This window comes from Glutamicibacter sp. Je.9.36 (assembly GCF_051129975.1).
In the GTDB taxonomy this organism is placed as follows: Bacteria; Actinomycetota; Actinomycetes; order Actinomycetales; family Micrococcaceae; genus Glutamicibacter.
This window is the reverse complement of sequence record NZ_JBCPSN010000002.1, coordinates 244,635-267,053: the sequence shown is the minus strand read 5'-3', so window position 1 is coordinate 267,053 and position 22,419 is coordinate 244,635. Positions and strand designations below refer to the sequence as shown.

General features: G+C 62.0%; 21 protein-coding genes. 2 read left to right on the top strand and 19 right to left on the bottom strand.

Annotated elements, in window-relative coordinates; all coding sequences use genetic code 11:
* Positions 1-8: 8 nt before the first annotated feature.
* From AAZQ98_RS05580 to AAZQ98_RS05515, 14 genes are all read right to left on the bottom strand, one after another.
* Positions 9-2,792: a DEAD/DEAH box helicase gene (locus AAZQ98_RS05580; protein ID WP_434690445.1), complete on the bottom strand. Its 2,784-nt coding sequence runs from the start codon at positions 2,790-2,792 to the stop codon at positions 9-11.
* A 28-nt stretch (positions 2,793-2,820) separates the two neighbouring features.
* On the bottom strand, positions 2,821-3,687 hold the full coding sequence (tatC, locus tag AAZQ98_RS05575) for a twin-arginine translocase subunit TatC (protein WP_105657844.1): 867 nt from the start codon (positions 3,685-3,687) through the stop codon (positions 2,821-2,823).
* A 9-nt stretch (positions 3,688-3,696) separates the two neighbouring features.
* Positions 3,697-3,912, bottom strand: a complete 216-nt coding sequence (gene tatA, locus AAZQ98_RS05570; protein ID WP_105657843.1) for a Sec-independent protein translocase subunit TatA — start codon at positions 3,910-3,912, stop codon at positions 3,697-3,699.
* A gap of 32 nt (positions 3,913-3,944) precedes the next feature.
* Complete coding sequence (locus tag AAZQ98_RS05565; protein WP_133833372.1) at positions 3,945-4,205, bottom strand: hypothetical protein; 261 nt, start codon at positions 4,203-4,205, stop codon at positions 3,945-3,947.
* Positions 4,206-4,307: 102 nt separating this feature from the next.
* Complete coding sequence (locus AAZQ98_RS05560) at positions 4,308-6,311, bottom strand: helix-turn-helix transcriptional regulator (protein ID WP_434690443.1); 2,004 nt, start codon at positions 6,309-6,311, stop codon at positions 4,308-4,310.
* Positions 6,312-6,404: 93 nt separating this feature from the next.
* Positions 6,405-6,800 (bottom strand): FKBP-type peptidyl-prolyl cis-trans isomerase, encoded by a 396-nt coding sequence (locus AAZQ98_RS05555; RefSeq protein ID WP_013348985.1) that lies wholly within the window; start codon positions 6,798-6,800, stop codon positions 6,405-6,407.
* A 16-nt stretch (positions 6,801-6,816) separates the two neighbouring features.
* Entirely contained in the window at positions 6,817-7,752 is a 936-nt protein-coding gene (locus AAZQ98_RS05550; protein WP_332728099.1) for an FKBP-type peptidyl-prolyl cis-trans isomerase, read from the bottom strand.
* Between the two features lie 119 nt (positions 7,753-7,871).
* Positions 7,872-9,245 carry a Pup--protein ligase gene (gene pafA / locus AAZQ98_RS05545; RefSeq protein ID WP_434690440.1) on the bottom strand — a complete coding sequence of 458 codons (1,374 nt, stop codon included), beginning with the start codon at positions 9,243-9,245 and terminating at the stop codon, positions 7,872-7,874.
* 78 nt (positions 9,246-9,323) lie between these two features.
* Complete coding sequence (locus AAZQ98_RS05540; RefSeq protein WP_133833376.1) at positions 9,324-9,509, bottom strand: ubiquitin-like protein Pup; 186 nt, start codon at positions 9,507-9,509, stop codon at positions 9,324-9,326.
* Positions 9,510-9,575: 66 nt separating this feature from the next.
* Positions 9,576-11,192, bottom strand: coding sequence for a depupylase/deamidase Dop (dop, locus tag AAZQ98_RS05535; protein ID WP_105657837.1), 1,617 nt, complete (start codon positions 11,190-11,192; stop codon positions 9,576-9,578).
* Positions 11,189-12,826: a proteasome ATPase gene (gene arc, locus AAZQ98_RS05530; protein WP_332498560.1), complete on the bottom strand. Its 1,638-nt coding sequence runs from the start codon at positions 12,824-12,826 to the stop codon at positions 11,189-11,191. Before arc ends, dop begins: the two co-directional genes overlap by 4 nt.
* Before the next feature lie 220 nt (positions 12,827-13,046).
* A complete protein-coding gene (locus tag AAZQ98_RS05525) occupies positions 13,047-14,108 on the bottom strand; it encodes a tRNA (adenine-N1)-methyltransferase (RefSeq protein ID WP_133833378.1) in 1,062 nt (353 codons plus the stop codon).
* Between the two features lie 42 nt (positions 14,109-14,150).
* Positions 14,151-15,278, bottom strand: coding sequence for a site-2 protease family protein (locus AAZQ98_RS05520; protein ID WP_434690437.1), 1,128 nt, complete (start codon positions 15,276-15,278; stop codon positions 14,151-14,153).
* A complete protein-coding gene (locus AAZQ98_RS05515) occupies positions 15,275-15,988 on the bottom strand; it encodes an HAD family hydrolase (RefSeq protein ID WP_402734839.1) in 714 nt (237 codons plus the stop codon). Before AAZQ98_RS05515 ends, AAZQ98_RS05520 begins: the two co-directional genes overlap by 4 nt.
* A gap of 83 nt (positions 15,989-16,071) precedes the next feature.
* Between AAZQ98_RS05515 and AAZQ98_RS05510 the strand changes: the two genes are divergently transcribed.
* Positions 16,072-16,980, top strand: coding sequence for a PAC2 family protein (locus AAZQ98_RS05510; protein ID WP_332498551.1), 909 nt, complete (start codon positions 16,072-16,074; stop codon positions 16,978-16,980).
* A gap of 33 nt (positions 16,981-17,013) precedes the next feature.
* Here AAZQ98_RS05510 and mshC read toward each other — a convergent pair whose 3' ends face one another.
* From mshC to AAZQ98_RS05495, 3 genes are all read right to left on the bottom strand, one after another.
* Positions 17,014-18,276: a cysteine--1-D-myo-inosityl 2-amino-2-deoxy-alpha-D-glucopyranoside ligase gene (gene mshC / locus AAZQ98_RS05505; protein ID WP_434690435.1), complete on the bottom strand. Its 1,263-nt coding sequence runs from the start codon at positions 18,274-18,276 to the stop codon at positions 17,014-17,016.
* Positions 18,277-18,403: 127 nt separating this feature from the next.
* Positions 18,404-19,228, bottom strand: a complete 825-nt coding sequence (locus tag AAZQ98_RS05500) for an undecaprenyl-diphosphate phosphatase (RefSeq protein WP_332486266.1) — start codon at positions 19,226-19,228, stop codon at positions 18,404-18,406.
* A 78-nt stretch (positions 19,229-19,306) separates the two neighbouring features.
* Positions 19,307-19,516 (bottom strand): hypothetical protein, encoded by a 210-nt coding sequence (locus tag AAZQ98_RS05495; protein ID WP_105657829.1) that lies wholly within the window; start codon positions 19,514-19,516, stop codon positions 19,307-19,309.
* A gap of 44 nt (positions 19,517-19,560) precedes the next feature.
* On the opposite strand from AAZQ98_RS05495, the gene AAZQ98_RS05490 reads away from it, so the two are divergent.
* Positions 19,561-19,794, top strand: coding sequence for a DUF5703 family protein (locus tag AAZQ98_RS05490; protein ID WP_105657828.1), 234 nt, complete (start codon positions 19,561-19,563; stop codon positions 19,792-19,794).
* 65 nt (positions 19,795-19,859) lie between these two features.
* Here AAZQ98_RS05490 and AAZQ98_RS05485 read toward each other — a convergent pair whose 3' ends face one another.
* Both AAZQ98_RS05485 and AAZQ98_RS05480 read right to left on the bottom strand, forming a co-directional pair.
* A complete protein-coding gene (locus tag AAZQ98_RS05485) occupies positions 19,860-20,999 on the bottom strand; it encodes an acyl-CoA dehydrogenase family protein (RefSeq protein WP_434690432.1) in 1,140 nt (379 codons plus the stop codon).
* Between the two features lie 47 nt (positions 21,000-21,046).
* A complete protein-coding gene (locus AAZQ98_RS05480; RefSeq protein ID WP_434690430.1) occupies positions 21,047-22,363 on the bottom strand; it encodes a M20/M25/M40 family metallo-hydrolase in 1,317 nt (438 codons plus the stop codon).
* Positions 22,364-22,419: the final 56 nt, after the last annotated feature.

The following is a 22,419-nucleotide window of genomic DNA, read 5'->3' as shown; positions in this document are numbered from 1 at the left end:
CCTGCTGGCTAGTCCAGCACGTTCGAGTAGGCCACTACACCGCGCTTGATCTGGTCTACTGCCTTGTAGGCATTGCGAACCAGCAATGGCGGAAGGTCGCTATTCTTTGCGAACTGGTCCAAGGTGTCGATGACCTGCTTGGCCCAGCGCACGAAGTCACCCGGTGCCAGGTCGGTACCGCGCAGCGCGCTGTTCAGGCTCGAACCGCGGGCCCACTTGTACATTGGCCAGATCAAACCGGATTCCGGTGGAGCGGTCGGGTCAAGGCCCAAGGCCTCTTCAGCGTCCGATAGCTCGCCCCAAATCTTGATGGTGCTATTCCAGATGTCATCGATCTTGCCCGTTGGCATCTTCGGGTCGGCACGGTCCCCGTCGCGGCGTGCCTGGTAGACCAGACTGGCGACAACCGCGCAGAGTTCTTCCGCATTGAGCTGCGTGAGCTTGCCGGTCTCCAGGATCTGGCTGGTGAGCAGATCTCGGTCGCCATAGATGCGGCGCAGGCGGCGGCCCGAGTCGGTCAGCGCGAAATCTTCGCCGCCCTCGGAAGGCACGAGGTATTCGAACTGCTCGAGCACTTTGCAGACCTTGTCGAACTGCGTGGCAATGGTATTGGTTCGCCCGCGGATGGCGCGACGGGCCTTGTCCGTGTCCTTCTTCAGTTTCCAGTACCTGTCGGCCCAGCGCATGTGCTGGTCCTTTTCCGAGCAGGCGTGGCAAGGATGGTCCTTGAGCTCCAGGCGCAGCGCGTTGATTTCACGCTCGAAGGAATCCGAGCCCTCGAAATCGAAGCTCTGTGCGTCCTGGCGTGGAGGACGCGACTCGTAGATCGCGTTGCGCAAGGATGAAGCAAGGTCCCGGCGCTCCTTCGGCGTGCGCCCGTTGAACCCCTTGGGAATCTTGATCCGCGAAATGATCTGCACTGGACCGTTGAGGTCTTCCACCGAGAGCCGGCGAAGCTGCGCTTCTTCGGTCAGGACGGTGTGTCGCGGGTTGTACATGGCCTGATCAAGCTCGACGACCACGGCGCGGCCGAAGCGGCGGCCACCTGGCAGGTCCACCACGTCGCCGCGGATCACGGCCTGCAGGGACTGCTCAGCTGCCGAACGGCGCTCGTGGCGGCGGTCCTTCGCAGCGTTCTTCTCGACCTGGGCCAGGTTTCGTTGGAGTTTCAGGTACTCGGTGAAATCTCCGAGATGGCATTCCATCGACTTGGCGTAGCCGGCCAGGGATTCTTCCTTGGAACGCACCTGGCGCGCCATGCCCACCACGGAACGGTCCGCCTGGTACTGGGCAAAGGAGGTTTCGAGGATTTGACGCGTCTGCTCACGGCCAAACTGCGCCAGCAAGTTGGTGGACATGTTGTAGGTCGGACGGAACGAGGAATTCAGCGGATAGGTACGCTTCGAAGCGAGTCCTGCCAAGGATTCCGGTTCCAGGTCGGGGTTCCAGACAACAATCGAATGGCCCTCGACATCAATGCCGCGGCGCCCGGCACGGCCGGTGAGCTGGGTGTACTCCCCCGAAGAGATCTGCACGTGGGATTCGCCGTTGAATTTGACGAGTTTTTCCAGCACGACCGAACGTGCTGGCATGTTCACTCCCAAGGCCAGGGTCTCGGTTGCGAACACCACCTTGATCAGGTTGCGCGCAAAGAGGTCTTCAACGATTTCCTTGAAGATCGGGAGCAGGCCGGCGTGGTGGGAAGCGAAGCCGCGAACCAGACCATCGCGCCAGGACCAGAATTCCAGCACGTCCAGGTCTTCGCTGGGGATCCGGTAGGCGACTTCATCCAGCGCTTGCGCGATCTCGGCGGCTTCTTCATTGGTCGTCAGGCGCAGGTCAGCCATGGCGCACTGCTGCACGGCCATATCGCAGCCCTTGCGGGAGAAAATGAAGAAGATAGCTGGCAGCAGAGCAGCACGGTCAAGCTTCCCGATAACCGCCGGACGGTTGATGCGGTGCCCCATGCCGGAACTGCGCTGGGGGCCACGGCCGCCGCGACCCCGGCCGCGCTGCACTCGGCCGCCAGGGCTGTGGGAGCGTACGAGTTTTCGCAGTTCGGGGTTGACCGAGGCCTTTGAATCGTCTTCAGCCACCTTGTCGAAGGCTACGTCTTCGGCAAACAGGTCCACCACGTTAGGGCCGACCATGACGTGCTGGAAGAGCGGCACCGGGCGATGCTCGGAGACGATGACATCGGTCTGGCCCCGGACGGTATCCAACCAGCCACCGAATTCCTCGGCGTTGGACACGGTTGCCGAGAGTGAAATGATCTGCACGTTGGACGGCAGATGGATGATGACTTCTTCCCATACGGAACCACGGAATTTATCGGCGAGGTAGTGGACCTCATCCATGATCACGTAGCCCAAGCCGTCGAGGGTCTGGGAATCCGCGTACAGCATATTGCGCAGCACTTCGGTGGTCATGACGACGATCTGCGCTTCGGAGTTGATGGAGGTGTCGCCGGTCAGCAACCCGACCTTCTGCGCTCCATAGCGATTGACCAGTTCCGAATACTTCTGGTTGCTCAGCGCCTTGATGGGCGTGGTGTAGAAAGCCTTGCGGTTCTCGCCTAGAGCCTGGTAGATGGCGTATTCGCCAACAACAGTTTTTCCGGCGCCGGTGGGCGCAGCGACCAGTACGCTGTGCCCTTCTGCGACCTTCTGGCAAGCTTCGGCCTGGAATGGATCCAGGTCGAAGGAGATGCTTGCCCGGAATTCAGGAAGTGCAGTGCCGTTTTCGACCTGCCGTGCCTTGGAATTCGCGTAGCGTTCCGCGGGTGAAGTCACTTGTGGTCGTTCACTTTCTTGCCCTGGTTCAGAGCTGGGATTTAGGTTCGTCAATCGAGCTAGGGGTTTCAATGCCAGAAGTTTCACCAGCTGCTAGGCGTTCATTCTCGGCTTCCCGTGCCGCCAGCTTCTTTGCGCGCTTCTTGTCGTTGAAGTGGCAGATCAAGGTGGCAACGGCGAAGGTGAGGAACAACGGTCCAGCCAGCGCGAACATCGTGATTGCATCGCCGCCTGGTGCTGCCATAGCTGCAACCAGGGCGATGAGGAAGACGGTGATACGCCAGTTCTTCAAGATGAGCTTGGCTGGCAGGACGCCGACCATGTTCAGGCCAACCATCAGTACAGGTACCAGCATGGCCAAGCCGAATGCCAGGAGCAGGCGGAAAATAAACGGCAGGTACTCGGAAATGTTCAGCAGGTTATCCGAGTTCTCCGGCGACAGGCTAATGAAGAATTCCAGCGCAAACGGAAGAACGAAGTAGGCCATCGCCACGCCGCCGAGGAAGAGCGGAACCGCGGCTGCTACGAAGCTGTAGCTCAAACGGCGCTCGTTCTTTTTCAGTCCCGGCACGATGAATGCCCACAGCTGGTAGAGCCACACCGGCGAGGAAACGATCAGGCCGACGAACAGCGCCACCTTGATCATGATGTCGAAGGGTGACATCACCGCGGTGAACACTACCGAGCCGCCGGCAGCTTTCACGGGTGCGATCAGCAAGGCAAGCAGCCAGTCGTATACGAAGAAACCGGCTACCGTGCCCAATGTCAGCGCGATGAGCGACTTGAATAACCGGTTCCGTGCTTCAATCAGATGCTCTTTGAGAGCCATCCGACCTTCTGCGTCCTTGGCCCGCTTCTTTTTGCTGCGCGGGTTCTTGTCTTTATTTGTTGCCACTGAAGAGGTCTAAGAGTTGTTCTTTTCGTTGGGGTTCGGATCATTGATGGTGCCATCAACGGTCTCAGATTTAGGATCATCATCCTTCATCTGGCGAACCTCGGACTTGAAAATGCGCAGCGACTGGCCCATCGAGCGAGCCAAGCCTGGAAGCTTTGGAGCGCCGAAAAGCAGCAGTGCAAGCACAATAATGATGACCAAATGCCATCCCTGTAAGCCACCCATGTGGATTCCCTTCTCTCTATCTAAAGTCTACGTCAGAACAAGCCAAGATCGCGCATGTTCTGAGCTTGGCCGCGCTGTGCGCGACGTGCGACGCGGCGAACTCGACGCGCCTCGATTCTTTCAGCTTTGCCCTTATCGCGAAGCTTTTTGATCTTCTCCGGATCCGCGTGCGTGGCATCGGTTCCGTGCGGGTAGCGACGAGGGTTCGCAGCGTACTCGACGACGGTGCCCTCCTGGCTTAAACCGGCGCTGATGTGATCCGCAGCGTCGCCCAGGCCCTCGACGACCGCCATTCCCCGTTTGAACAAACGGAAGCCGGCAAGTGCCGCAACAAGTATTGTCGCCAAAACGAGCACAGTCCACAAAAGTACCCAAAACCACCAAGGAAGCATCTATTAATCCTCATACATTGCGATAGCCTCGTCCAACCAGTTCACTACCTGTTCGCGCGTAGCGTCAGGAGAGACCACAGTCAGTTTACCGCTATGGCGAGCCACGAGCGGCGCAGCTACCTGGTGATCCGAGAACCGGACGTTGGCCAGATACCCGGTACCGACCTTTCCCGTGGACCAGGAAAGAGGATGGAAAGCTTCGATAACCGGCAAGATCTCGGCGTCTACATAGACCATGACCTCTAAGTCATCGTCGCTGGAGGCATACCGGATCTGGACATCTTGCTGGTCTTCATGCCGAGCCGCCAGCTCGAATTGTTCACCGGCAGTTTCCACACTTAACATCCGGTCCACCCGGAAAGTTAATAGGCCCTGGCGCTTTCGGCACCAAGCCCGCAGGTACTGCACCGCTCCGTCTTCAATGAGCCGGATCGGTTCCACATCGCGAACCTGGTGAGTTCGCGAACGGGCCGAGTAGTAATCGATGCGCACGACGTCTTGGGAACGAATCGCCTGAATCAGCTGCTGCGGAATATCGTTCTCGCGCGCCTTGGACAGTGCGAAGCCCAGCGCCCCGCTCCAGCCGTCAAAACGGGCCACCGCGGAATTCACCTTGGCCAGTGCCGCGTCGAGCACCTGCTGGTGCTCGAACTCGGGAATGCTTGCCAGGGCGTTGAGCCCGCCGAGCACGGCTACAGCTTCCAGCGGCGCCAGCTTCTGCGGCTCGGCCAGCAGGGCTGCATTGGAGATCGTAACGGTATCGGATTCAACGTCGCCGTCATTGACGTTGATCAGTTCGTCATGCTGGCCGTACGGGACACCGCACATCATGATCATGGCCAGCTCTTCACGAACCTTGGCAACGCTCATGGAGTAGCGTTCTGCCAGCGCTTCGATTTCTACGGCACCATGGGCGTGCACATACTGGATCATGTCGATATTTCGCATGACCTGAGTTGTGGTGGTGCCACGGCCGGTGGCGCGATGCGGACGGAACTTCACCTCTGCGTAGGCATCCTGGTTGCCCTGGCTGGTCTGGGAGCTGCGCGCGTCGCGCAGGATCCGGCGCACCTGGGCCACCAGCTCGGAGGGTCCCAGGACTTTCACGGTCGGACCATAAGCTGCCAGCTGCTGGGCAAATGAATGCGGATCCGCATAGCCGATCTGCAGCTCGTCCTGATCGCTGCGGCCATTTACTGCCTGGGCGCGCAGCGGGATTGCTTCATCGCCCAAGAGCCGCACCGTTGCCACCAGTCCCGGATTCTGCAGGTCGAAATCCTGCAAGACCTGGGTCATGTCGAAATCCTGGGGGCGGGCGTGGTAGTGCCCGTCGGCGTTAGCGCCGCCATGCCGGTAATTCGTGAACTTGCCTTGAACCCGCGAGAGGCGGAAGACACGGGTATCTTTCCGCGTGTGGTCATAGCCGGTGAAGTACCAGTTGCCGTAGCGCTGCCCGATCCCCCACACATCAACAATCCGTTCGCTCTGCGCACCGCCAGAGGACGTATAGGCGAACTTGAGCGTGTTGCGGTTGAAGACCGCCAGGGCGCATTCGCGGAAGTTCGGTTCATCCATGGAAAGGCGTGGGACCAACGAGCCGGCCAACGGAGCGACCGGCGAGGCCACGCCATCATGGCCGGTGACTCGGGCCGCGGCATTGAGCCCCAATGACTGGAGCTTGGTGTCTTTCCAAAGGCTCGCGGCCAATGCGACCAGGCCGGCTTCTGCGGGGCTGAATTCCACCGGCGGCAAGAACCACTCGGTCGTGTCGATGCTGTAGTACGTAACATCGTCGATTACTTCTTTGTCCAGCTGCAGCCCGAAGTCATTGCGGATATCGTCCTTGAGACGATCCAGCGCCTTCTCTCGGGTCTCCTTGGTACCGCCTGGCACCAAATAGGAACCAATGCGGTCGGCGTTGAACTTCCGTGATTTAGTTGCCAGCGCATAGATGAGGCTGGTCAGGCGTTCTGCCTTGCTGGGTCCCGGGGATTGCTTTGTGCTCACGTGCCTAGACTAACCAACTTTCGCCGATAAGGATGACTTCTGGGACAGCAATGGCCCCGATTATTTAATCGGGGCCATTGCCAGCACTTGGAATTACTTGGTGCCCATCAGATCCACAACGAAAATCAGTGCTTCGTTAGGCGCAATGGCGCCTGGGGCGCCACGCTCGCCGTAGGCCAGGTGCGATGGGATATCCAGTCGGCGACGGCCGCCGACCTTCATGCCCAGCAGGCCCTGGTCCCAGCCCTGGATAACCATTCCGACACCCACGGGGAAGTCGAGGGTCTGCCCGCGGCCCCAGGAAGAGTCGAACTCTTCGCCGGTGGACCAGGCAACGCCTACATAGTGCGCTTCAACGGTGGTGCCTGGGGTGACCTCGGCGCCGGTTCCCTCGACCAGGTCGGTGATGACCAGTTCTTCAGGAGCGTCGGTGCCCGGGAAATCGATCTCCGGCTTGGTGCGGTCGTAGTTGCGTTCTCCGAACGACATAGTCACGGCCTTTCTGTTACTTGCTTTCGCTTACCTTGTCTAATTCTACGTAGAAGACCAGTGGTCCTGCAGGACGCCCCTGGGCTTCAGCAGTTTCACCGTAGGCCAAGTCCGTTGGGACAGTCAGCAAGACCTTGCTGCCTTCCTTCAGGCCCTGGAAGCCCTGCAGCCAACCCTGGATGACTCCGCCGGCCATATCGGCTTCGAAGCCTTCTTCGTTGCCGAAGTTGCCGTCGAACTTCTTGCCATCTTCCCAGCGCACGCCGTGGTAGTGGGCAGTGACCTTGGACGCTTCTCCAACGGCTGGGCCGTCGCCTTCTTCAAGGACGTCCACTGCCAGGCCTGCCGGGGCTTCGGTGTCCTTGGGGATGGTGATCTGCGGATCGCCCTTGCCGGTCTTCACGGTGGGGAGCTTGCCGTCGTCCTTGAGCTGCTGGACTTCTTCCTTGCCCATCGTCTGGCTAGGGCTCTTGGAGTCCGCAATCTTGATCACGATCAGCCGTTCGGCACGCGAGCCTTCGGCCGGTTCGGCGATGGACCCGTCCGGCTGCTGAACGCCTTCGATGGCTGCGTAAGCGATCCAGTCGCCAATCTGGGACTTCAGCAGGGTTTCGTAGAGCTCGGGCATCTGCTCCTTGAGCGTCTCGTCAACCTTCATGGGAGCCGGATCAGCAGTGAAGTTCTCATTGGTCAGCAGGCCGTCGATGGTCTTGTACAGGCCCGACTGGATCTGGATGGTGTCGCCTTCCTTGATGTCGGAACCCTCGCCCTCCACCACGGTGACTGCTTCTGACTTTTCGGTCAGGAGCGGCGCATCGAATTTGACCTCAGGTGCGGTCTTGCTATCTTCTGCTGGCTTGACGTCGATGCCGCTCAGGGATGACGAACCCGAACCGCAGGACGCCAGGGCAAGGATGGACGCGGTGGCGCATACTGCCAAAACTTTTCGCACGAATCTTCTTTCCGGTTGGACTAGCTGGTCATGCATTGCGGGCTTGCACAGGGCAAGGGCCGTAATGATCTGCGTCCAGCTTAGAGGTTTTTGCTGTGTAAATACTTGTTTCCAGCTAGCTAAAGCTGCTGGCCCATCAGCTCAATGAGCTCGTCAATCTGTGAATTGGTGGTTGCGAACGGGTCCTTGCACAGCACAATTCCGCCCGGGCCATCCTCATACTTCATGTGGACCCAATCGGCGCTATAGCGTCGCCCATTGGCGCGGGCGGCGCGAATGAATTTGCTTCGCAGTGCCGCGCGTGTCGTGGCTGGCGGGTTGTTCACAGCCTGATTGATTTCAGCGTCGGAGACGACTGCGCTGGCCAGGCCGCGGCGCTTGAGCAGGTGGAACAGGCCGCGCTGCGGGTCGATGTCATGGTAAGTCAGGTTCAGCTGCGCGATCCGTGGCGCCGAGAGCTCCAGGGAGTTCTTCTGGGCATAGCCCGTGAGCAGCTTGTGCTTGATCGCCCAGTCGATGTCCCGGTCGATCAGCGAGAAGTCCTGGCTTTCCACTGCGTTCAGCGTGCGTTCCCACAATTCCAGGACGGTATCCACCTGGTCGTGGTGCGCGCCGTGGCGGGCGATGAATTCCTTGACGGATTCGAAGAGGATCCACTGGATCTGCAGTGCGGTCGGTTCGTCGCCGCCCATGAGCCGCACCACGGTCTGGCCAGTGAAATCGTGGGAGATCTGGCGGATGGAGCGAATCGGGTTTTCCAGTCGCAGATCGTGGTAGATTTCGCCGGATTCGATCAGGCGCAGCACCAGGTCGGTGGCGCCGATCTTCAGCATCTGGGTGGTTTCGCTCATCGACGAGTCGCCCACTATGACATGCAGCCGGCGGTGGTACTCGGCATCGGCGTGCGGCTCATCGCGGGTATTGATGATCGGACGCGAGCGCGTTGTGGCCGAGGAGACCCCCTCCCACATGTGATCGGCGCGCTGGGAGAAGACGTACTTGGTCTGCTCTTCATCGGTGATCAGATGCCCGGCACCGCACAATAGCTGGCGGGTGACGAGGAAAGGGATGAGCATGTCAGCGAGGCGCTTGAACTCGATTTTGCGTGGAATCAGGTAGTTCTCGTGGCAGCCATAGGAGTTCCCGGCGGAGTCCACATTGTTCTTGAACATGTAGATCCGGCCTTCGTGGCCTTCCTCGGCCAGCTGGTCCTCTGCCTGGTCAACGAGGTCCAGCATGAACGCCTCCCCTGCGCGGTCGTGGGCGATCAGCTGCTTGAGCTGGTCGCATTCCGCGGTGGCGTACTCCGGGTGCGAGCCCACATCCAGGTAGAGGCGCGAGCCGTTCTCCAGGAACACATTCGAACTGCGCCCCCAGCTGACTACCGGCTTGAACAGGTGCCGTGCGGCATCCTCCGGGGTGAGCCGGCGCCCATCCGACGGGACATAATTCAGCCCGAATTCGGTTTCCAGACCAAAGATTCTGCGATCCACGCGAAGCTACTTCCCCTCAACTGCGGTTCCGCCACATTGGCCAGAACACGACTTCCAAAGCTGTGTGCCCGTTGGGGCTTACTGGCCGCCCTTTTGCACGAATCCGCGGACGAACTCTTCAGCGTTGGATTCCAGCACCGAGTCGATCTCGTCCAGCAGGTCATCCACGCCGGCGGACTGGCCGGTGGTGTTCACCTGGACCTGTTCCGTTTCGGCCTGCTGGTTCTGGATGCTGCGGCGGGCCGAGAAGCTTTCCTGAGTCATCGTTTTCTCCTAAGTCGTCGTGAATCCCGGAATTACGCGCCGAGACTCATACCTATTCTGCGCCGATTAGCGACGCCTGGCCAATTCGTCGATAAATTCCGCAATCTCCAGCTGCGTGTCGAACAGCTCGCCAACCTGCGCACGGGTTCCGCCCAGCGGTTCGGGCATGTGGAAGCGGCTGATCTTGCGCGCCCCGGGGACGGCGAAGGACAACGCATCCCAGTTCGCTGCGACCACGTAGGGCGCATAGCGCTGCAGGGTCATGCCGCGCAGGTAGGCCCGGGTATCTTCCGGCGGGCTGGCCACGGCTTGGTTGATCTCCTGCTGGCTGAAGATCCTCTGGATGGCCCCGCGTTCGGCCATGCGGTAGTACAAGCCCTTGTCGGTCCGCAAATCAGCCCATTGCAGGTCCAGCATCGCCACGCGTGGATCGGACAGCTCAAGCTGGTGGCGCTGGGCGAAGCCGTTGACCAGCTGGTATTTGGCGATCCAGTCAATCTGGTCTGCCGCGTCCATCGGGTCGCGCTCGAGCAACTCCAGGATCTGCGCCCAACGGCTGAGGATCTCGGTGGTGTCCGGATCATCAATGCCGCGTGCCGCACAGTAGTTTTCTGCCGCATGCAGGTAATGGCGCTGGATTTCAATGGCGGTGAGCTGGACCCCGCCGCGCAACCGCACCTTGGCCTTCAGGGTGGGGTCGTGGCTGATTTGCTGCAAGGCCAGGACCGGCTCGACCAGTTCCAGCTGCGGGGCCATCCCCGCTTCGATCAGCGAGAGCACCAAGTTGGTGGTGCCCACGCGCAGCAGGGTGGAGATCTGCCCGAGGTTCGCATCCCCGATGATCACGTGCAGGCGGCGGTACTTGTCCCAGTTCGCGTGCGGTTCATCGCGGGTGTTGATGATCGGGCGGTTGATCGTGGTTTCCAGGCCCACTTCCGCCTCGAAGAAGTCGGCACGCTGGGAGACCTGGAAGGCGGCGCGCTCGTTGAGCATGCCCTGGCCCACCCGGCCGGCACCGCAGAAGATCTGCCTGCTGGCAAAGAACGGGGTGAGCCCGCGGACAATCGAAGAGAACTCGATGCCGCGCGGCATCAGGTAGTTCTCATGCGAGCCGTAGGAGACCGACTTGTTATCGGTGTTGTTCTTGTACAGCAGCAGTTCCCCGCTGCCCATGCGCTGGGCGGCGGCCGCGGCGCGGCGCATCACTTCATCGCCGGCTTGGTCCCAGAGCACCGCATCACGCGGGGTCATCGATTCGGGGCTGGAGTATTCCGGGTGGGCGTGGTCGACGTACAGGCGTGCGCCGTTGCCCAGGACCATGTTCATCACGACATCCGTGGATTCCTTCTCCTGGTAGAGCGTTGAACCCAGATGCGCGTCGTTGCCATCCAGCGCAATGGATTCGGCGGTCCAGATGCCCTCGTCGTCCAGCCCCGGCTCCAGGTCGGTCAGCTGGCTCGGATGCGCTTGGGCCCGGTCCATGGCGAATCCGCGCGCATCTTGCAGCGGGGATTCGTCGCTGTAGTCCCAGCGTGCTGCCTTGGCCGCCGAATCCTGCTCGGCGACCAATTGCGCGTAGGCGTCAACGATCTGCGCCGAAAGCACCGTGGCGTTGGCCTTGGGCATGTTCGGGCGGATAATTCCGTATTCGGTTTCCAGGCCGACCAGCCGACGTGCGCTCATTTGCCGGCCTGCTGCTGGACCAGGGAACGGATGTTGCTGATCCGCTCGCCCTTGCGGCCGGAAATCCGGGCCCAATCATCGGGGTTGGTGGTGTTGGGCATGTCTTCGTGCTCGGCGAACTCCTCGCGCACCGCACGCAGCAGGTACTCCATTTTCAGTCCGCGTTCGTTCTGCGTAATCAGCGCCTTGATGGCATGCTTCTTGGCGCGGTCCACGATGTTGTGGATGACCGCGCCCGAGGCGAAGTCCTTGAAGTAGAGCACTTCGATGGCACCGGTAACATAGGTGACTTCGAGGAATTCGTTGATCCGCTCGGTGGAGTACATTGCCTGGACGGCTCCGCGGATCATGCGCGCTATGGTGGCGCCGGCATCCCCGGCATCGGCATCGAGCTCATCGGCATGCAGCGGCAGTTCGGTCGTCAGGTACTTGCTGAAGATTTCTGTGGCGCCCTCGGCATCGGGACGGCGGATCTTGATCTTGACATCCAGGCGTCCCGGACGCAGGATCGCCGGGTCGATCATGTCCTCGCGGTTGGACGCGCCGATGACAATCACGTTATCCAGGCGCTCTACGCCGTCAATTTCGGCCAGCAGCTGCGGCACGATGGTGGTTTCCACATCCGAGGAGACACCGGTGCCGCGGGTACGGAACAGCGCTTCCATCTCGTCGAAGAACACCACCACCGGATCTCCATGCAGCGCCTTCTCCCGGGCGCGGGCGAAGATCAGGCGGATGTGCCGCTCGGTTTCGCCCACGTACTTGTCCAGCAGCTCCGGACCCTTGATGTTCAGGAAGTAGCTGCGGTTGCTGGCCCCTTCCTTGCGCTCGACGACGCGCTGGGCCAGGGAGTGCGCCACCGCCTTGGCGATTAGGGTCTTGCCGCAGCCCGGAGGGCCGTAGAGCAGGATCCCCTTTGGCGCGCTCAACCCGTGTTCGCGGTACAGCTCAGGGTGGGTGAAGGGCAGCTCCACCGAGTCCTTGATGGCTTCGATCTGCGAGTTCAGCCCGCCAATGTCCGAGTAGGCAATGTCCGGGACTTCCTCGAGCACCAGGGACTGCATGTCGGTGAGCTGGACGCGGGATACCGCCATGCCCGAACGCGAATCGATGGCCAGCTGGTCGCCCACGCGCAGGTGCATCTCGCGCAGCGGGCCAGCGAGTTCAACGACGCGCTGGTCATCGGCACGGGCCATGACTACGGCGTGGTGATTTTCCAGCAGTTCCTTGACCGTGACCAGTTCACCGGTCTCTTCGAATCCCAGGGCCGCGACGATCACCAGTGCTTCATTGAGCAGCACCTGCTGGCCGATGACCAGCTTGTCGAAATCCATCAGCGGGCTGACGGCCACGCGCATCTTGCGCCCGGAGTAGATGACATCTGCGGACTGGGCGCCGGTGGATTCGATGCCGAGCCCGGGTTCGGGGTGCTTGCGCGGGTGCTTGGCCACGATGGTGCCGTGGCTGAAGGGAGTGTCCCCGTCTTTTTCCAGCGCCGACTTCAGGTTGATGATCTGCTCGCGGGTGGTTTCCAGCAGGGCCACCAGGCGCTTGTTATTGCCGCTGATCCCGGCGAGTTGCTTGTCGAGGTTGCGATTCTTGTCGCGCAGCACGTTGACCTGGCGTTCGGTCATCTGCAGCCGCTCGGCCAATTGTTCTGCCTCGCGATTATCGTTCACGTTCCAACCTCCAACATCCAACGTCACCGGGGCGGTTCGTGCGCCCTGATGAGGTTTTTTCCGGTGCTTGGCGCACCGTCTTGCTTCCATCCTAGGAACTGAAGGCCCCGAGTGCAGAACACTCGGGGCCCAATGTCACATAATGAGACGCAATATCTCAATATATGGTTGCAGCTCAGGCTTCGCCGCCAGCGCCTTCGGCGTCTTCTTCAGCGGCACGCACGCGCACGGACTGGTTGGCATCGCGGGCGGCCCGGCGCAGCTTCTTATCCGACAAGCCGCGCTCGCCCAGTGCTTCAGGGGTCCACTCGCCGTCGGCGTGATCGCGCGTCCATGCGCTCAGGTCCTCATCGGAGTACGAGTGCTCCTTGATGCGCTTGGCTTTCGGGATGCCATCGGCGGAATCGGCCAGACGGCGGCAGGTGATCAGGAATGCGGTGTGCGCCACCATCCGGTGATCCGGGCGGACAGCCAGGCCGTCGACGTGCCAGCCGCGCACCAGGGTTTCGAAGCACTCTGGCTCGGTGAACTGGCCCGAAGCACGGATGGCCTCGACCACGCGGGACATCTGGGTCACCGAGGACACGTAGTTGGTCCACACGCCGCCCGGCGCCAGCACGGTAGCTACCGCATCCAGGCATTCCCAGGGGCTGAGCATGTCCAGGACCACGCGGTCGATGCTGCCCGGTGCTTCCAGCTCGACGACCCTGTCCTGGAAGTCGCCGATGGAGATCTGCCACGATGGGTGCTCGCCACCGAAGACGGTGGAGATGTTGCCGCGGGCGATATCGGCGAATTCCTCGCGTCGCTCGAAGGAGTGCAGGAAGCCCTCATCGCCGACCGCGCGCAGCAGCGAGATGGACAGCGCGCCGGAACCGACACCGGCTTCGACGACGCGCGCGCCCGGGAAGATGTCGCCGAACTGCACGATCTGCGCGGCATCCTTCGGGTAGACCACGGTGGCGCCGCGCGGCATGGAGAGCACGAAATCCTTGGCCAGCGGGCGCAGGGCCTGGTAGCGGAAGCCGTCGATATTCTCGATGACCGAGCCTTCGGGCAGGCCGATGATGGCCTCGTGCGGCAGCACGCCCTTGTGCGTGTGGAACTCTCCACCGTGCTGCAGGGTGATGGTGTTGATCCGGCGTTTCTCGTCGGTCAGCTGCACGCGGTCGCCGACACGGAAGGGGCCGCGACGGGCTGCCGCGCCGTGCGGCGCCTGGCTCTTAGCTTCGCTCACTGATGTGATCCTTTTCTTGGTGCTTTTCAGTCTGTATAGAGTTTACTTGCGGCGTCCGGTGACGGCGTTGACGATCTGCCGCTGGTGCAGCAGGCCCACCACCTGCCCGGTGGCGCTGATCACCGCGTATTCGACGCTGTCCACGCTGGCCAGGTAGTCGATCAGTGCGCGGCCATCGGAATCCTCAGCCACGATCGCGCCCTGGCCCAGGGCACGGGATACGGCCAAGGCCGGAACCTGGGCCGCCTGGTTCGGGTCCACCCGGGACAGCGCCTGCGCATCGATGACCCCGACCGGCATCCCTTTCGGGTCGACCAGGATGATCTCTCCCCCGCGCGCGTTCTGGCGGGAGAGCACGTCGGCTACGGTTGCGTGCGAAACCATGGCCGAAGCCGGGCGCATCAAGTCGGTGGCGATCACGGTGGGCAGGTTCAGCATCATCTTGGAGTGCGCAATCAGCTGCGTGGTGGCTTGCCACATGAACATCGCCACCATGATGCCGACCACCACCGTGATGATCTGGGGCTGCTCGCCGCGTACCAGAGGATAGATCACGAAGTAGAAGACCAGGCCCACGGCGATTGCCCGGCCCACCCAGCTCGAAGCGATGGTGCCCTTGAACTGGGATCCGGTGGCCTTCCAGACGATCGACTCGACCAGCCGCCCGCCATCGAGCGGAAGCCCGGGCAGCGCGTTGAAGGCGCCGAGCAGCAGGTTGGCATAGACGAAGAAGTCCAGCAGCAGGTTCGGGTACACGCCCATGGCCGCGTTCTCGATCACCAGCCAGCCGATTCCGGCCAGCAGGAAGTTCGACAGCGGTCCGGAGAGTGCCACCCAGAGCGAGGCGCCGGGCTTGGCCTTGAAGGAACCGAACTGGGTGTGCCCGCCCATCAGCGTCAACACGATGTGCGCATCGGGCCACTTGAAGGCGCGCGCGGTCATCGCATGCGCGACCTCATGGATCAGCACGGCCACGGCAATAGCCACCGCGCAGGCCAGGCCCATCAGGTAGGCGTTCAGCGGTGGGATGATTCCGCCGCGCGAAAGCTGGATGCCAACGCTGAAGGTGATGACCGCGGTGATGATGAACCACGAGCTGGAGAGGTAGACCGGGACGCCGCCGATACGCCCCAGCTTGATTCCAGGGGACTTTTCCTGAGTGTCGCTCACGCGCTAACCTGCACCAACCATCGAGTCATTTCATGTACATCCACGGATGCCAAGGTGTCGATCCGGCGCCAATTGCCTTCGCCCGGGTCGGTGGCGTTGGGGACCAGCACCGCATGCAGCCCGGCCGCGGACGCCGAGGCGATGCCCGGCACGGAATCCTCGAAACCAATGCACCTGGCTGCTTCCAGTTCTTTCCCGGTGCACTGGCCAAGCAGCTGCAGTCCAGCCAGATAAGGTTCCGGGTGCGGCTTGCCGTTGGCGACCTCTTCACCGGTAACGCTGGCCTGGAAGGTGCCTTCGGGGATGCTGAGCATCAGTTCATCGACGATGCTGCGCTCGGACATGGTCACCAAAGCCTGCGGGATGCCTGCCTGCTTGCACGCCGCGAGCAATTCGCGGGCTCCTGGCCGCCAGGGGATCTCGCGGCGGATGCCGGCAACCACCCGGGCAGAGAGCCAGTCGATGATCTCGCGGATCTCCAGCTTCACCCCGGCCTGCTGCAGGGCCCGGGCGCCATCTGGCAAGGCGTTGCCGACCAGGGCCAGGCCTTGTTCATGGCTCCATGAGCCGCCATGGGAAGCCACCAGCTCAGCTTCGGCAGCCAGCCAATAGGGTTCGGTGTCGATCAGCGTACCGTCCATATCCCACAGGACAGCTTGCGGGGTTGCGGGCTCGGTTCCGGCGGCAAAGTCAAAACTGGTGCTTGGCATGAGTCCATTCTAGATGGAAGAGTGGGGCTAAGCCGCTTCGGCGAGCCACGCCGAGAGCATCGAGTGCTGCCAAGGAGTCTTCAATGAACGAGGAATACCACGCCCCGACGCTGAATAGCTATATCGCCAAGACCCAGCATGAGATTCGCCCCACCATCGTCTTGGCTGCCTTCGAGGGGTGGAACGACGCCGGTTCGGCGGCCACGGACGCCGTCCGCCTGCTGCTCGAGTCCAACGCCCATGAGCATGTGGCCACCGTGGGCGAGGACGATTTCTACGACTACCAGTTCACCCGGCCCAAGACCCGGCGCACCGGGACAGGGCGCGTAGTGGACTGGCCGTGCACCGAGATCTTCAAGATCCATTTGCCCCAGGCGGCCGCCGATCTGCTGGTGGTGCTGGGTGTCGAGCCGACATTCAAATGGCAGACCTTCTGCTCGCGGATCATCAAGGTGGCCCAATCCCACAATGCCCATGCCGTGCTCACCCTGGGCGCCTTGCTGGCCGATGTGCCGCATACCCGGCCGGTGCCGACCTCGCTGGCCAGCGACGATCCGCGGTTCCAGGAGCACCTGAGAATCAGCGCCTCCACCTACGAGGGGCCCACCGGAATCCCCTCGGTGCTCGGCGTGGAGTTCGAACGGTACGGGATCCCGAGCCTGTCGCTGTGGGCGCAGCTCTCCCACTATGTTGCGCAGTCCCCCAGCCCGCGGGTGCAACTGGCCATCATCGAGCTGCTGGAGGAAGTCATCCCGGTCTCCGTGCCGGACCAGAAACTGCGCGAGGATGCGCTGGCCTGGAAGCATGGGGTCGATGAGCTCGCGGCAGCGGATCCGGATGTGGCCAAGTACGTTGAACAGCTGGAGCAGGCAACGGACACCAGCGAGCTTCCCGAGGCCAGCGGCGAGTCCATTGCCCGGGAATTCGAACGCTATCTGCGCCGCCGGGGAAAGTACCGCAAAGACAGCCCGGGGTCCGACTTCGATATCTGAAGCCGGACCCCGGGATGCTTGGCGCGGTGCTGCCTAGAGCTTGAGCCCCAGCAGCGCGTCGATGCCGTGGCGCAACGCTTCGGCGCCGTCGCCATTCGAGCCGGCCGGCTGGGCAGCCCACCGGTCGAGTGCCTCCAGCGCGGACGGCGCATCGATGTCATCGGCCATGTGCTTGCGGATGCTTTCCACTACCTTGGCTGCGTCCTCGGTGCTGGTGGTGGCCAAGGCCTGGCGCCAGGCAGCCACCCGCTGCTGGGCTGCGGCCAGCAATTGCTCGGTCCAGAACCAGTCGCTGCGGTAGTGCTGGGAGAGCAGTACGGCGCGGATCGCTACCGGCTCGACGCCAGCTTCGCGCAGTTTGGAAACCAGCACCAGGTTGCCCAGGGACTTGCTCATCTTTTCGCCGTCCAGGCCCACCATGCCGGTGTGCACGTAGGTCTGCGCGAGTTCCGCGTTATCGCCAGCAGCTGCGTGGGCCGCGGAGAACTCGTGGTGCGGGAAGATCAGGTCCGAGCCGCCACCTTGGACGGTGAAGGGGGCCGGCAGGGTCTTGCGGGCAATCACCGAGCATTCGATGTGCCAGCCCGGGCGGCCGGCACCGAGCTTGCCGCCATCCCATGACGGCTCGCCCTCGCGGGCGGCACGCCACAGCAGCGGGTCAAGCGCATCGCGCTTGCCGGCACGATCCGGATCCCCGCCGCGTTCGGCGAAGAAGCCGAGCATGGTCTGGCGGTCGTAGTTCGAAACGGCGCCCAGTTTCCAGGCATCGTTCTGGGCGGCCAGGGTGTCGAAGTACACGTCGCCTTCCACCCCATCGGCACCAGCTGGCACACGGTAGGCCAGATCCGCATCGAGCAGCTGCTCGACCACCGGGACCAGCCAGTGGATGGATTCCACCGCGCCGATGTAGTTCTGCGGCGGAATGACGTTCAGGGCTTCCATGTCGTCGCGGAAGAGCTGGATCTGCGACTCGGCCAGTTCGCGCCAATCGACGTTGGTTGCTGCGGCGCGTTCGAGCAGCGGGTCGTCCACGTCGGTGATGTTCTGGGTGTAGGCCACGGTGCGACCGGCATCGCGCCAGGTGCGCTGCACCAGGTCGAAGGTGACATATGTGGCGGCGTGGCCCATATGGGTGGCGTCATAGGGGGTGATACCGCAAACGTACATGCTGGCCGGCGCAATAGCTTCATCCGCTGGCGCAGTGGCCTGTCGGGCTCCGGTGGCGGTATTGAAAAGTTCCAGTGTTGGTGCTGAACCAGCCACCTGAGGTACCTCAGGGTTATTCCACGCGTGCACTTATGGACATCCTTTCGCAGATGCGACGTATTTCTTCCTTTAACTCCAAGTGAAGCAAGGCGAGGTTTATTCCCGTTAACTGCAAGATGCCCGTGAAGCAGTCCACGGACATCTTGGAAAACCTGGATCAGGCGGCTATCAAGCCCAATCCCAGAGCGACGAACAGCGCCAGGCCCAGCAGGATGCGGTACCAGACGAAGAAGCGGTAGGAGTGGGTGGAAACGAACTTCAGGAACCAGCCCACAATCAGGAAGCCGACAACGAAGGCCACGACGGTAGCGACACCGGTCTGCGCCAGGGTGTAGACACCTGGTTCGTCGAAGGACTTCACCAGCTTGTACAGGCCCGAGGCGAACACCGCCGGGATCGCCAGCAGGAACGAGTAGCGGGCTGCGGCTTCACGGGTGTAGCCCATGAGCAAACCTGCGGTGATGGTGCCGCCCGAACGCGAGACGCCCGGAATCAAGGCCATGGCCTGGGCGAAGCCGTAGAAGATGCCGTGCTTGACGGTCAGCTTGTCCAAGGTGCGCTGCTGCTTGCCGAAGTGGTCGGCGATGGCCAGGATCAGGCCGAAGACCACCAGCATGGTCGCAACAATCCACAGCGAACGGAAGTTCGTGTCGATGTAGTCTTCCAGCAGCAGGCCCAGGATCGCGATCGGCAGGGAGCCGATAATGATCAGCCAGCCCATCTTGGCATCCGGATCCGAATGCGGGATCTTGCCGGCCAGTGCCTTGCACCAGGCGCCGATGATCCGCACGATGTCACGCCAGAAGAAGACGATCACTGCGGTTTCGGTACCCAGCTGGGTAATGGCGGTAAATGCCGCTCCGGGGTCTTGGGCGTTGGGCAGGAGTTCGCCAACGATACGCAAGTGGGCTGAGGACGAGATCGGGAGGAACTCGGTCAGGCCCTGGATCAATCCTAGGAAAGCTGCTTCAAACCAATTCACCCCTCGACATTACTTCACCGATTGCGACTATCCGGACTCAGAAACACGGAATGGGAAAAATTCACTCCGTGGTCGTACTCACGCATCATCCGAGGGTATGGTGAAGGGCAATAACTCGGAATACTGATCGTAGAGGGCGTCTTCATAGTCTTCGAAGGCATCGGCCAGCGCGCCAAAAGCCGCGTCGACGGATGCCTCGCCAGCACCGCGGCTCTGCGACACAATTGCCAGGTGCTGCTCCAGGCGTGCAATAAATGCTTGCAGTGCAAAACTCGGTTCAGTACTCATAGCATGAGGCTACAACGCACGGCGTTCTTTAGATAGGGGGCAGGATGCTCGAAGAAAGAATTAAGCCACCGCTGCATCATCCCGATGACCAGCGCTTTGAATACCTGGTCATAACTTCTTTCCCGGGCGAACCAAAGCATGTCGCCCGCGCAGCCCTGCGGGAGCACGCCGATAACGGCAAATGGGAGCTCATGCGCACCTGCCGCTATGAAGGCGGCGCCCAAAAGTACTGGCTGCGCCGCCGGGTGATGCGCATTCGCAGCACCCTGGCTCCCTGAACCGGCAACTGGGCACATGGCTCCATGCCCGCGATTGGCCCTCACGGCAATCGCGGGTCCTTGCCTCAGTTATCGAGCGGGCCTACCAGCCACGAGGCCACCGTATTGGCTGCCGAGGCGGCATTGGACGGGTGGTACCAGCTGGCCTGCACGTCGCGGTAGAGCCGTTCGAACTCCGATCCCCGGAAATATCCGCCACCGCCCAGCAGCTGTCCGGCCACCTGGATGTTCTCCCGTGCAGTGTCCCCGGCCAGGGTGCGCAGCGTCACCAGCTTGGGGAACCACGCGCCCTGGTGATCCGCCTTGGCCTCCAGATCACCGGCCACCGAGCGTTGCAGGGCATCCAGGGCCAGCAGGCGCATCGCCGCTTCGGCCAAGAGCCCGCGGGCACGCACATCCTGCGCATACCGGGTCCCGTCCTGGTGCACCCGCTGGCCCAGGGCCTCCTGGGCCAGGGTCACCGCACGATCTGCGATGCCCACGTAGACGCTTGCGGTCAGGGTCAGGAAGGATGCGAAGATGCCGAAGACCAGCGGGTCCTGGTTTGGACCGGCCGGCAGCCGGCTATGCACCCATTCGCGCGGGGCCACCGCATTTTCCAGCTTCGTGGTGTGCGACTGGCTGGCCCGCATGCCCAGGGTGTTCCAGTCGTTCAGGGAATGCACGCCCTCGCCCCTGGCTACGAAGCCGTGAACCAGTTCCCCGGATTCCTCATCCTTGCCGAACACCCCCAATCGGGTGAACGCCGGTGCCAGCGAGGTGAAGATCTTCACGCCATTGAACTCCACCGAGCCATCGGCAGCGGTTCTCGCCCTGGTCTTCGAGTCGAAGAGCACTGCGTCGTTGCCGGGCTCCGAGATCCCGAACGCCATCACTTCGCCCTCGGCAATCCAATCGGCCACCATATCCAGGCGCCGGTCCCCGCGGGCCTGCAGCAAATACGCGACGCCTGCCCATACCTGGTGCATGTTGATCGCCAGGGCCGTGCCGGGTGCCGCGGTGGCCAGGCGGCGCTGGGCCAGGGCCAGGGTCTCGAAGTTCCACCCCAGTCCCCCGCGCTCTGCCGGCACCAGCGCCTTGAGGTAGCCCAGTTCCACCAGTTCGTTGAAGTCTTCGATGGCGAACGAGTTCGACTCGTCGTAGCCGGCGGCCCGGTCCCGGAAACGCTCAAGCAGCTCGTCGCTCAGTATGGATTCGATGGTCAAGGATTCTGCTCCTGGATTCTGTTGTGCTGGCTGGGCCAACGCTGGTTCTAGTATTCCTGCAAGAGGTTTTGCAGCACCCGCACGCCGAACTTGATGGAGTCCACCGGCACGCGTTCGTCGACGCCATGGAACATTCCGGTGAAATCCAGCTCGGCAGGAAGTTGCAGCGGCGCGAATCCGTAGCCGGTGATCCCCAGTTTGGCCAGCCATTTGTTATCGGTTCCGCCAGAGAGCATATAGGGCAGAACCACGGCATCCGGGTCTTCAGCCAGCAACGATGCGATCATTGAATCCACCAGCGCACCGGCGAAGGGCACCTCCAGGGATTCCTGCTCATGCACCATGGACAGCTCAACGTGTTCCCCGGCCAGTTCACGCAGGGTCTCCAAGGTAGCTTCGTGCTGCTCGGGCAGGGTGCGGCAGTCGATCAGCGCTGCGGCCTGCCCGGGAATGACGTTGTGCTTGTAGCCTGCTTCCAGGACAGAGGGATTCGCGGTGTTCTGCAAGGTAGCCCCGACGAAGCGCGAGACATTGCCCATGGCCGAGAGCAGCGGGGCGGGATCGGCTTCATCGAAGTCCAGTCCGGACAGCTCGGCCACCTGCTCAAGCAATGCGCGAGTGGTTTTGGTGTAGGACAGCGGCCATTGATGCTCACCGATGCGATGGACGGCTCCTGCCAGATGGGTGACCGCATTATCGGTGTTGAGCTGCGAGCCGTGGCCGGCCATGCCCTTGGATTCCAGCTTCAGCCAGGCGATGCCCTTTTCCGCAGTCTGCAGCATGTAGGCCCGGCGGCCGTTGATTTCGACCGAGAACCCGCCGACTTCGCTAATGGCCTCGGCCGCCCCGGCGAAGAGTTCGGGATGGTTCTGAACCATCCAGCCGGAACCATAGTCCCCGCCAGCTTCCTCATCGGCGAAGAAGGCGATGACCAGATCGCGCCGCGGGGTGATGTTCTCGCGTTGCAGATGGCGGATGGCGGCGATAATCATCGCGTCCATGTTCTTCATGTCCACCGCTCCGCGCCCCCAGATCATCCCATCGATGACCTGGGCCCCGAAAGGATCCACGCTCCAGTCTTCGGCGATAGCCGGCACGACATCCAGGTGGCCGTGCACGACCAGGGCCGGCAATGACGGATTGGCCCCCGGGATGCGGGTGACCACGTTGGCCCGCCCGGGAGCGGATTCATAGATCGTGGCATCCAGGCCGACGTCCTCGAGCAGCCCAGCGACATAGCGGGCGGCTTCAAGCTCCCCCGCGCCCTTGTTGCCTCCATAGTTCGTCGTGTCGATCTGAATCAGTTTCCTGCAGATCTCTACGGCTTCATTTTCCATGAGTGGAATGTCGCCAGCAATGGACATCGCCAATGATCCTCTCGTAGCAGTGCTTTGCAATACACACTAGTGGGCAAAGCCCC

What these genes read in the sequence shown, in the direction of transcription:
- arc (WP_332498560.1), bottom strand. Translation starts at nt 12,826, where the DNA reads ATGACCGAACGCCAGGTCAACGTGCTGCGCGACAAGAATCGCAACCTC.
- AAZQ98_RS05480 (WP_434690430.1), bottom strand. Translation starts at nt 22,363, where the DNA reads ATGTCCATTGCTGGCGACATTCCACTCATGGAAAATGAAGCCGTAGAG.
- AAZQ98_RS05490 (WP_105657828.1), top strand. Translation starts at nt 19,561, where the DNA reads ATGCTCGAAGAAAGAATTAAGCCACCGCTGCATCATCCCGATGACCAG.
- AAZQ98_RS05565 (WP_133833372.1), bottom strand. Translation starts at nt 4,205, where the DNA reads ATGGCGGTCGTCGAGGGCCTGGGCGACGCTGCGGATCACATCAGCGCC.
- dop (WP_105657837.1), bottom strand. Translation starts at nt 11,192, where the DNA reads ATGAGCGCACGTCGGCTGGTCGGCCTGGAAACCGAATACGGAATTATC.
- AAZQ98_RS05510 (WP_332498551.1), top strand. Translation starts at nt 16,072, where the DNA reads ATGAACGAGGAATACCACGCCCCGACGCTGAATAGCTATATCGCCAAG.
- AAZQ98_RS05555 (WP_013348985.1), bottom strand. Translation starts at nt 6,800, where the DNA reads ATGTCGTTCGGAGAACGCAACTACGACCGCACCAAGCCGGAGATCGAT.
- AAZQ98_RS05515 (WP_402734839.1), bottom strand. Translation starts at nt 15,988, where the DNA reads ATGCCAAGCACCAGTTTTGACTTTGCCGCCGGAACCGAGCCCGCAACC.
- tatA (WP_105657843.1), bottom strand. Translation starts at nt 3,912, where the DNA reads ATGGGTGGCTTACAGGGATGGCATTTGGTCATCATTATTGTGCTTGCA.
- AAZQ98_RS05540 (WP_133833376.1), bottom strand. Translation starts at nt 9,509, where the DNA reads ATGACTCAGGAAAGCTTCTCGGCCCGCCGCAGCATCCAGAACCAGCAG.
- AAZQ98_RS05495 (WP_105657829.1), bottom strand. Translation starts at nt 19,516, where the DNA reads ATGAGTACTGAACCGAGTTTTGCACTGCAAGCATTTATTGCACGCCTG.